At 44.0% G+C, this 2,065-nt stretch carries 2 protein-coding genes; both read left to right on the forward strand.

What is annotated here, in order from left to right:
- The coding region (locus tag A3860_RS41430; RefSeq protein WP_216823604.1) for a hypothetical protein at positions 1 to 554 on the forward strand (554 nt) is incomplete at its 5' end.
- A 156-nt stretch (positions 555 to 710) separates the two neighbouring features.
- On the forward strand, positions 711 to 2,065 hold a 1,355-nt coding region (locus tag A3860_RS37620; protein WP_216823605.1), incomplete at its 3' end, for a hypothetical protein.

Genomic DNA, 2,065 nt, shown 5'->3' on the forward strand with positions numbered 1-2,065 from the left:
TCAGTCAACCAGCCAATGCCACTGTCGCCTCCTGTACGTTTGCTGATCAAACAACCCTCGATGCAGCCATCGCAGCATGGGTAACACAGCAGACAACAGCCATCGCAGCAACTGGTGGTTGCGCACCACAGGTGACCAGCAATTACACCAACCAAAGTATCAACCTGTGTGCTGGTGGCAATATCACCATCACCTGGACGATCGCTGATAAGTGTGATACCACCACCGTTAACGCCACCTATACCGTAACACCGGCACCGGCAGTGACATTAACTTGTCCTCCTTCACAAACCTCCTGCGTAGTAGCTGACAACAATTATACTATCCCTGCACTTATTGTAACATATAACTGCAGCAGGCAACTAGCTATTACTTACGAGGTAACAGGAGCAACCACAAGAAGCGGTACCGGCACAGATGCAAGCGGAACCTTTAATGTTGGCGTTTCAACAATAACATGGAAAGCTACGGATGCATGTGGCAATGTTTCCACCTGCACAACAACAGTAACCATTAATCCGAAACCAGTAACAACACCAATCACCCATAATTAAAAATGAAAAGCAATAAAGAAATGAAACCAAATTAAAAACATCCCAAAGCTGCAAACATGCACACTTGCTTCCCTGAAGCAGTGTGCATGTAGCGCTTTGTTTTGGACAACATAAAATAAAAAGTTCGCAAGAGTGCCGCTAATAATGCGTGCATGAATGATCATAATGCTTAAACGGTTACTACATATCATTGCATTGAATTTGCTTATGTTCGGTGTCAAAGAGACATCTGCGCAAATGGCTATGCCGGATCATGTATGTATCGGAACCACTAAAAAATATTCTGTAAATGACCCAAGCGTTCCCTCTACTTACATATGGAAAATCGATGGCATTACACAAACCACGACTACCAATGAAATAACTATTACTTGGAATACTGCTGGACAATTCCTGATCACCGTACAGGAACGCTCGGTAGATGGTTGCGAGGGCGATATACAATCAGGAATTGTTTATGTCTATCCAGTCGTCACCGGATCTCAAACCGCCACTGTCTGTGCCAATCAATTACCATACATCTGGAACGGAAACACTTATAATGCCGCAGGAACTTACAAAGACACCCTGACCAGTGCTGCAGGTTGCGACTCCATCGTTACCTTGACATTGAATGTAAATCCAGTCGTAACAGGATCTCAGACAGCCACCGTTTGCGCCAATCAATTGCCATACACCTGGAATGGCAACACTTACAATGCCGCTGGCACTTATAAAGACACTTTATTATCCGCAGTTGGTTGCGACTCTATCGTAACATTGACCCTGAACGTAAATCCAGTCGTAACAGGAACCCAAAGCGCAACTGTATGTGCCAATCAATTACCATATACCTGGAATGGAAATACTTATAATGCGGCAGGAACCTATAAAGATACGCTGACTAGTGCCGCGGGTTGTGATTCTATCGTTACCCTGACATTGAACGTAAATCCAGTCGTAACAGGAACTCAAACTGCCACTGTTTGCGCTAATCAATTACCTTATACATGGAATGGAAATACCTACAATGCAGCTGGAACTTATAAAGACACTTTATTATCTGCAGCAGGTTGCGATTCTATCGTAACATTAACATTGAACGTAAACCCAGTCGTAACAGGGACTCAAACGGCTACAGTATGTGCTAATCAATTACCATACACCTGGAACGGAAATACTTATAATGCGGCAGGAACCTATAAAGATACGCTGACTAATGCCGCTGGTTGCGATTCAATTGTTACCTTGACGCTGAATGTTAACCCAGTTAAAACTGGCACACAAACCGTAACCATCTGTAACAACCAACTGCCTTATACCTGGAATGGCAACATTTATAATGCCGCAGGGACCTATAAAGACACCCTGACTAGTGCCGCGGGTTGTGACTCCATCGTTACCCTCACACTGAATGTAAATCCAGTCGTAACAGGATCTCAAACCGCCACTGTTTGCACCAACCAATTACCTTACACCTGGAACGGAAATACTTACAATGCGGCTGGCACTTATAAAGACACTTTATTATC

This window comes from Niastella vici, from assembly GCF_002077945.1.
Lineage (GTDB): Bacteria > Bacteroidota > Bacteroidia > Chitinophagales > Chitinophagaceae > Niastella > Niastella vici.